General features: G+C 68.6%; 2 protein-coding genes and 1 tRNA gene. 2 read left to right on the top strand and 1 reads right to left on the bottom strand.

Features of this window, described 5'->3' with window-relative positions:
• Positions 1–205 precede the first annotated feature (205 nt).
• A tRNA-Thr gene (locus tag ACFYT4_RS23525) sits at positions 206–278 on the top strand.
• A gap of 51 nt (positions 279–329) precedes the next feature.
• Here the strand turns inward: ACFYT4_RS23525 and ACFYT4_RS23520 are convergent.
• Entirely contained in the window at positions 330–2,984 is a 2,655-nt protein-coding gene (locus tag ACFYT4_RS23520; RefSeq protein ID WP_389272263.1) for a SpoIIE family protein phosphatase, read from the bottom strand.
• Positions 2,985–3,254: 270 nt separating this feature from the next.
• Between ACFYT4_RS23520 and ACFYT4_RS23515 the strand changes: the two genes are divergently transcribed.
• Positions 3,255–8,732: a HAMP domain-containing protein gene (locus ACFYT4_RS23515; protein WP_389272260.1), complete on the top strand. Its 5,478-nt coding sequence runs from the start codon at positions 3,255–3,257 to the stop codon at positions 8,730–8,732.
• Positions 8,733–8,889: the final 157 nt, after the last annotated feature.

Genomic DNA, 8,889 nt, shown 5'->3' with positions numbered 1-8,889 from the left:
GGGGGGACCCTGTGGGAGAGTAGGACACCGCCGAACAATTGTTGGCCGTGGTTCCTGGATTGTTTACAGTCCGGGAACCACGGCATTTTTGCGTTCAAGGGGCAATGCGGGGGTCGATCCGCAGGAGCTGGTTCTGGTTCGCCGGGCTGGTTCAAAGCAGGGGTCGACTCGGGGTATGCTTTTCCTCGTTGCCGCAGGGCAGCAGGCCCCAATAGCTCAGTCGGTAGAGCGTCTCCATGGTAAGGAGAAGGTCTACGGTTCGATTCCGTATTGGGGCTCGGTACAGAGAAAGGGCCCCCGCCTTGTGGCGGGGGCCTTTTTGTGTTGCGTCAGTTCTTGTGGGGCTCCGGGATACGCAGCGCCAGGATGGCCATGTCGTCGGAGGCCGGCTCGGCGGCGAAGCGTTCGACCGCGCGCAGGACGCGGGAGGCGACCGCGCCCGCCGTGAGGCCCGTACAGCCAGTGAGAACTTCGGTGAGGCCCTCGTCGCCGAGCATGCGGGTGCCCTCGCGGCGTTCGGTGACGCCGTCGGTCACACAGAGGAGGACGTCACCCGGGGCGAGGGTCACCATCTGCTCGTACAGCTCCAGGTCCTCCATGACACCGAGCAGGGGCTGTGGCTCGGCCGCCGCCTCGACCGTGCCGTCCTGGCGGAGGCGCAGGGGGAGAGGGTGGCCGGCGCAGACGAGCTTGAGCTGGGCGCTGCCGTCCTCCTGGGGCCACAGTTCGCCGTAGAGCAGCGTGAGGAAGCGGCTGCGGGCGCCCTCGTCGAGGATGGCGGCGTTCAGCCGCTCCAGGACGGCGGGGCCGCCGAAGCCCTCACGGGCCAGCAGGCGGAGGGCGTGGCGGGCCAGACCGGTGACGGCGGCCGCCTCCGGGCCCGTACCGCAGACGTCGCCGATGGCGAAGCCGTACGCGCCGTCACGGATGGGGAAGACATCGTAGAAGTCGCCGCCCACCTCGTTGCCCTCGCCGGCCGCGCGGTAGATCACCTCGACCTCGACGCCGGGGATCTGCGGGGACTCGGGCGGGAGCAGGCTGCGCTGGAGGGACTGGCTGATGGCCATGCGCTCGGAGTAGAGCCGGGCGTTGTCCAGGGCGAGGGCCGCTCGCCGGGAGAGATCCTCCGCGAGTTCCAGGATTTCCTGGCGGAAGTGGTCGTCCGAGGGTTTGCCGAGGGTGAGCATGCCGATCACACGGTTGCGCGCGACCAGCGGCAGGACGACCGTCTCGCCGCCGACCGCCGCGGCGGTGGCGAGCGTGGTGCCGATACCGGAGGAGACGGGCGTCGTGGAGCCGAGGCCGAGTTCCCGCTTGGAGGCGAGGAGGGCTGCCCGCTGGGCGGCCTCGGCGGGAGCCGTCCAGACACGGGCACCGGGGGTGGGGACCGGGTCGGGCGGGGCGACCTTGGACAGCAGGGCCTTGAGCCCGTCGATGCGGTCCTCGTCCTCGTGGAGCACGAAGCTGAGGTACGGGTCGGACGCCTGGTCGGCGATCGTGTAGACGGCACACCAGGTGGCCAGGGTGGGGACGGTCATCTGGGCCATCAGGGCCAGGGTCTGGTCCCGGTCGAGGGTGCCCGCGAGCAGGTCCGACGCCTCGACGAGGAAGGAGAGCGAGCCGCGGCGCAGCCGTTCCAGTTCGCCGAGGCGGGCGGATTCGACGGCGAGGGCGATGCGGTCGGCGGCGAACTGCAGTCGCAGCGCCTCTTCGTTCGTGTACCGGCCGGCGGATTCAGCGGCGACCCCGAGGGAGCCGGTCAGCCGGCCCTCGACCTTGAGCGGCACGGTGACGACCGAGCGCATCCCGGTGGAGCTGAGCAGAGGGACCGCGCCGGGGACCGAGGCGAGGTCCTCGTGGACGGCGGGCATCCTGGCGGAGCCGTACCGTCCGGTGCCGGCTTCGACGGGGACGCGGGCGAAGCGCTGGCGGGCCGAGGGGAGCCCGGTGGTGGCCCGTACCTCCAACTCGGTCTCGTCGTCGGTGGCGAGCAGCAGGAAGGCAGAGTCGCCGTCGAGCATGTCACGGGCGCGCTCGACGGTGCGCTGGAGGAGGCCGTCGAGATCGTCGGGGGCGGGGGAGCCGATGAAGACCTCGAAGGGGTCCGCGGTGTGGCTCTCCGAGCCGGACTCGGTGACGGGGTGGCGCTGCGGGGTCTGGAGGACGGCGCGCTCGTCGTCCTTGACGAGCAGGCAGACCGTGGAGGGCTCGCCCTGGGTGTCACGGACCCGCAGGTGGGAGGCGTACACGGGGATGACCCGGCCGTCGTGGTCGCGGATGCCGTAGCTGCCCTCCCAGCGGGACAGCTGGAGCGCCTCGGCGATGCCCGTGCCGATGCCGGGGGTGTGCGGCCAGGCGGCGAAGTCGGTCAGCGGTTTGCCGATGACCTGCTCCGCCGCGTAACCGAAGAGATGCTCGGCGTCCTCGTTCCAGACGGAGATCGAGCCGGTTCTGTCGATCTGGGCGACGGCGACGCGGACGCGCTCGTCGGCGACGGGGAGCATCTGGGTCGGCAGCACCGGGCCCGCGGAGCGGGTGCCGACCGGGCGCTGGGGGAGGTCGAGCTGGAACCACACCTGCTTGAACGTGGGTGTGTACTCGACGCCCCAGCGGGAGGCCAGGGCGGAGCACAGGAGAAGTCCGCGGCCGTTCTCGCTGTCGAGGGAGGCGAAGGCGTGGCCGGTGCCCTGGATGGGGACCTCGCGCTCCGGGTAGCGGTCGGCGACCTCGACCCGGACGCTGTCCTCCGTACGCAGACAGAGCACATCGGCGGCGGTGCCAGCGTGGACGACGGCGTTGGTGACCAGTTCGCTGGTGAGGACGACCGCGTCGTCGACGACGTCGCTGTACCCCCAGCCCTGGAGAGTGTCCCTCACAAAGGCGCGGGCGGTCGCCACGGACCGCCCGACGGGGTCGAAGCTGGCGGCCGCCCGAGCGGTGATCACTGAACTCCTCGTACGCGTCTCGACGCCCGGCTCTGCCATGATCGGCCTGTCCCTCCCGGTGCCCGGTCGTTGTGCTCGCGCCCGTGTCGCCCAGGCCGGGCGGACCGGGGCGGTTGGACAGCCGGATGCCAGGTTACTTACCTTCGCAGTCCGAGCGGATGCCGGTTGCCGCTGTTTCCGCCCTCCGGGGGCGGGGACGCTATGCGAAGCTGCCGAACTGTTATGGCCTGGTTCGGCGCGGGTGAAACACTGGGCAGGCTGCCGGTGGGAGCCCCGGGCAGTACGGTCAACCCCTGCGGGAGGGACACGGTGGAGTCTGGCGTGACGGCGCGTGCACAAACCACGCGCGCGAAAGGCGGACGATCCCGGAGCAATGGGACAACCGAGGTGGAGACGGCGGCTCTGAACAAGCTGCTGGCCGCCCTGGTGTCCATGCGTGACGGGAACTTCCGCAGGCGTCTGACCGTGTCGGGCGACGATGTGATGGCCGAGATCGCGGCCGTCTACAACGAGGTCGCGGACCGGAATCTGCATCTCACGGGTGAGCTGGCCCGGGTCCGCAGAGTGGTCGGCCGGGAGGGGAAGCTCACCGAGCGGCTGGAGACGGGCGCCTGTGAGGGCTCCTGGGCGGCCGCGGTGGACGCCTCGAACGCGCTGGTGGACGATCTCGCGCGGCCGGTGTCCGAGGTGGGCCGGGTGCTCTCCGCGGTCGCCGACGGTGATCTGGACCAGCGGATGGAACTGCGTTCCCAGGGCGGGGACGGTGTCGTACGCCCGCTGCGCGGGGAATTCCTCAAGGTCGCCCGTACGGTCAACAGCCTTGTGGACCAGCTGTCGGCGTTCACCGACGAGGTGACGCGGGTGGCGCTGGAGGTCGGTACCGAGGGCAAGCTCGGCGGGCAGGCGCAGGCGCGCGGAATGTCCGGTTCCTGGAAGGATCTGACCGACTCCGTCAACACGATGGCTCAGCGGCTGACCGCGCAGGTGCGGGACATCGCGCTGGTGACCACGGCGGTCGCCAAGGGGGATCTGTCGCAGAAGGTCACCGTCCATGTCGACGGGGAGATGCTGGAGCTGAAGAACACCGTCAACACGATGGTGGACCAGCTGCAGTCCCTCGGTTCCGAGGTCACCCGGGTCGCCCGCGAGGTCGGCACGGAGGGCGAGCTGGGCGGTCAGGCCGAGGTGCCCGGTGTGGCCGGTGTGTGGAAGGACCTCACCGACTCGGTCAACACCATGGCCGGCAATCTGACGTCGCAGGTGCGGGCCATCGCCGAGGTGACCACCGCGGTGGCGAACGGTGATCTGTCGCAGAAGGTTACGGTGAACGCGCGCGGGGAGGTCGCCCAACTCGCCGAGACCGTCAACCAGATGACCGAGACGCTGCGTACGTTCGCGGACGAGGTCACCCGGGTGGCGAGCGAGGTCGGCGGGGAGGGGCTGCTCGGCGGCCAGGCGCAGGTGCCGGGCGCGGCGGGGACCTGGAAGGACCTGACCGACTCCGTCAACACCGTCTTCCGCAATCTGACCACGCAGGTCCGCGATATCGCGCAGGTGACGACGGCGGTCGCCAATGGCGATCTGTCGCAGAAGGTCACGGTCGATGTGGCCGGGGAGATGCTGGAGCTGAAGAACACCGTCAACACGATGGTGGACCAGCTGCAGTCGTTCGGTTCCGAAGTGACGCGTGTGGCACGGGAGGTCGGTGTCGAGGGGCGCCTCGGTGGGCAGGCGGGGGTCCCCGGTGCGGCCGGGACCTGGAAGGACCTGACCGATTCGGTGAACACGGCCTTCCGTAATCTGACCGGCCAGGTGCGGGACATCGCGCAGGTGACGACGGCGGTCGCGAACGGCGATCTGTCGCAGAAGGTCACGGTCGATGTGGCCGGGGAGATGCTGGAGCTGAAGAACACCGTCAACACGATGGTGGCGCAGCTGTCCTCGTTCGCCGACCAGGTCACGCGCATGGCTCGGGACGTGGGCACGGAGGGCCGTCTCGGCGGTCAGGCCCGTGTCGACGGTGTCAGCGGTACGTGGAAGGAACTGACCGACTCCGTCAACTTCATGGCGGGGAACCTGACGTCGCAGGTCCGCCAGATCGCCCAGGTGACCACGGCGGTGGCGCGGGGTGATCTGTCGCAGAAGATCGATGTGGACGCGCGGGGTGAGATTCTGGAGCTGAAGAACACCATCAACACGATGGTGGACCAGCTCTCCGCCTTTGCCGAGCAGGTCACGCGGGTGGCCCGTGAGGTGGGCACCGACGGCCGGCTGGGCGGTCAGGCGCAGGTGCCGGGCGTCGCCGGTGTGTGGCGCGATCTGACGGACTCCGTGAACGGCATGGCGGGCAACCTCACCGCCCAGGTCCGTAACATCGCGCAGGTCGCCACGGCGGTGGCGCGGGGTGATCTGTCGCAGAAGATCGATGTGGACGCGCGGGGTGAGATTCTGGAGCTGAAGAACACCATCAACACGATGGTGGACCAGCTCTCCAACTTCGCCGAGCAGGTCACCATGGTCGCCCGCGAGGTCGGCACCGAGGGCATGCTCGGCGGGCAGGCGGAGGTGCAGGGGGTCTCCGGCACCTGGAAGGACCTCACCCAGTCCGTCAACTTCATGGCGAACAATCTGACGTCCCAGGTCCGCAGCATCGCCGAGGTGACCACCGCCGTCGCCAAGGGCGATCTGTCGAAGAAGATCACCGTCGACGCCAAGGGCGAGATCCTCGAACTGGTGACGACCGTGAACACGATGGTCGATCAGCTGTCCGACTTCGCGGACGAGGTGACCCGGGTCGCGCGCGAGGTGGGTACGGAGGGTGTCCTGGGTGGTCAGGCGCGGGTGCGGGGTGTCACCGGCATCTGGAAGGACCTCAGCGACAACGTCAATCTGATGGCCAACAACCTGACCAATCAGGTGCGCAACATCGCCCGGGTCTCGGCGGCCGTCGCCAACGGCGATCTCACGAAGAAGGTGACGGTCGAGGCCCGCGGTGAGTTCGCGGAGCTGGCCGAGACCGTCAATACGATGGTGACGACCCTGTCGTCGTTCGCGGACGAGGTGACCCGGGTCGCGCGCGAGGTGGGCACCGAGGGCGAACTGGGCGGTCAGGCACAGGTCCCGGGGGTCTCCGGCACCTGGAAGGACCTCACCGAGTCCGTGAACTCGATGGCGTCCAATCTGACCTGGCAGGTGCGGCAGATCGCCACCGTCACCACCGCGATCGCCAAGGGCGATCTCACCAGGAAGATCGACATCGATGCCCGGGGCGAGATCCTGGAGCTGAAGACCACGATCAACACGATGGTCGACCAGCTCTCCTCGTTCGCCGGGGAGGTCACCCGGGTGGCCCGCGAGGTGGGTACGGACGGGCAGTTGGGCGGGCAGGCCCGGGTACGGGACGTCGACGGCACCTGGCGCGACCTGACCGAGTCCGTGAACGAGATGGCCGGGAACCTGACCCGGCAGGTGCGCGCGATCGCCGCCGTCGCCACCGCGGTGACACGCGGTGATCTCAATCTGAAGATCGACGTGGACGCAGCCGGCGAGATCCAGGTCCTCCAGGACAACATCAACACGATGATCGCGAATCTGCGCGACACCACCCTCGCCAACGAGGAGCAGGACTGGCTCAAGGGCAATCTGGCCCGGATCTCCGGTCTGATGCAGGGCAGGCGCGATCTCGACGATGTGGCGTCCCTGATCATGAGCGAGCTGACGCCGGTGGTCTCGGCGCAGCACGGCGCGTTCTTCCTGGCCCTGCCGACGGGCGGCAGCTCGGACGTCTCGGGCACCGGTGAGATCTCGTACGAGCTGTGCATGCGCGGCAGTTACGGCTACTCCGCCGGGCTGATGCCCACGTCGTTCAGGCCGGGCGAGACGCTCATCGGGACGGCGGCGGAGGAGAAGCGGACCATCCAGGTCAATGTGCCGCCGGGGTATCTGAAGATCTCGTCGGGGCTCGGGGAGGCGTCTCCGGCGCATGTGATCGTGCTGCCGGTCCTCTTCGAGGGGAAGGTGCTCGGAGTGATCGAGCTGGCGTCGTTCCAGCCGTTCACCCAGATCCAGCGGGACTTCCTGAACCAGATCGCCGAGATGATCGCGACGAGCGTCAACACCATCAGTGTGAACACCAAGACCGAGGTGCTGCTGAAGCAGTCGCAGGAGCTGACCGAGCAGCTGCGCGAGCGGTCGGCCGAGCTGGAGAACCGGCAGAAGGCGCTCCAGTCGTCCAACGCCGAGCTGGAGGAGAAGGCGGAGCTGCTGGCGCAGCAGAACCGTGACATCGAGGTCAAGAACACCGAGATCGAAGAGGCCCGGCAGGTGCTGGAGGAGCGGGCCGAGCAGCTGGCGGTCTCGATGCGCTACAAGAGCGAGTTCCTGGCGAACATGTCGCACGAGCTGCGGACGCCGCTGAACTCGCTGCTCATCCTGGCGAAACTGCTCGCGGACAACGCGGAGGGGAATCTCTCGCACAAGCAGGTGGAGTTCGCGGAGACGATCCACGGCGCCGGTTCGGACCTGCTGCAGCTGATCAACGACATCCTCGATCTGTCGAAGGTCGAGGCGGGCAAGATGGACGTCAGCCCGACCCGGATCGCGCTGGTGCAGCTGGTCGACTATGTGGAGGCCACCTTCCGGCCGCTGACCGCGGAGAAGGGGCTCGACTTCTCCGTACGGGTCTCCCCGGAACTGCCCGCGACCCTGCACACCGACGAGCAGCGGCTTCTGCAGGTGCTGCGCAACCTGCTGTCGAACGCGGTGAAGTTCACCGACTCCGGTGCGGTGGAGCTGGTGATCCGGCCGGCGAGCGCGGATGTGCCGCAGTCGATCCGGGAGCAGCTGCTGGAGGTCGGCTCGCTCCAGGACCCGGACGCCGATCTGATCGCCTTCTCGGTCACCGACACGGGGATCGGGATCGCGGCGGGCAAGATGCGGGTCATCTTCGAGGCGTTCAAGCAGGCCGACGGGACGACGAGCCGCAAGTACGGCGGTACGGGGCTGGGGCTCTCGATCAGCCGGGAGATCGCGCGGCTGCTCGGCGGTGAGATCCACGCGGCGAGCGAACCCGGCCGTGGTTCGACGTTCACGCTCTATCTGCCTCTTCACCCGAGTGAAGCGCCTGCCGGAGGTTCGGGGACGGGCGGGGCGGAACAGGGGATGGAGGTCAGCGCTCCGACCGAGCGGCCCGAGCGGATGGTGCCGGGTGAGTCCGGTCCGGCCGCGCTCTTCCGCCGTCGCCGCAAGGCGCTGAGCGCTACGCGGGAGAAGGCGGCGCTGCCCACGCCCGGGCAGCGGGACGGCGGAGGTGACGCCGGGGCCGCACCGGAGGGCACCACCGGGAAGGGCCGGGGCGGCCGGGACGCGGGGCAGCAGGAGGCGGTCCCGGAGCCGAGGCGGACGTTCAGCTTCGACAACGAGAAGGTGCTGATCGTCGACGACGACATCCGCAATGTCTTCGCGCTCACCAGCGTGCTGGAGCAGCACGGTCTTTCCGTGCTGTACGCGGAGAACGGACGGGAGGGCATCGAAGTCCTGGAGCAGCACGACGATGTGACGGTCGTGCTGATGGACATCATGATGCCGGAGATGGACGGGTACGCCACGACGACCGCGATCCGCAGGATGCCGCAGTTCGCGGGGCTGCCGATCATCGCGCTGACCGCCAAGGCGATGAAGGGCGACCGGGAGAAGGCCATCGAGTCGGGTGCCTCCGACTATGTGACCAAGCCGGTGGATCCCGACCATCTGCTCTCGGTGATGGAGCAGTGGATGCGCGGAAAGTGAGCGAATTGTGTTCGGATCTCTGTCAGTTGTTGACTGACTGTGGCTGAAGGTGTGTGAGACGGTGGCTTTCGGGGAACCTTTCGGTCTCCCGCTACGTTTCCGCTCCGTGCACAGTGACATCCTGGTGACAGGGTGTGTCGACGGGCAGGGTGCGGCT

Source organism: Streptomyces sp. NPDC004609 (assembly GCF_042873655.1).
Lineage (GTDB): Bacteria > Actinomycetota > Actinomycetes > Streptomycetales > Streptomycetaceae > Streptomyces.
The sequence above is the reverse complement of the archived record's forward strand: the minus strand, read 5'-3'. Positions and strand labels throughout refer to the sequence as shown.

Bases quoted from the DNA above. Each gene is read 5' to 3' on its own strand.
- ACFYT4_RS23520 (WP_389272263.1), bottom strand. From the start codon at position 2,984: ATGGCAGAGCCGGGCGTCGAGACGCGTACGAGGAGTTCAGTGATCACC.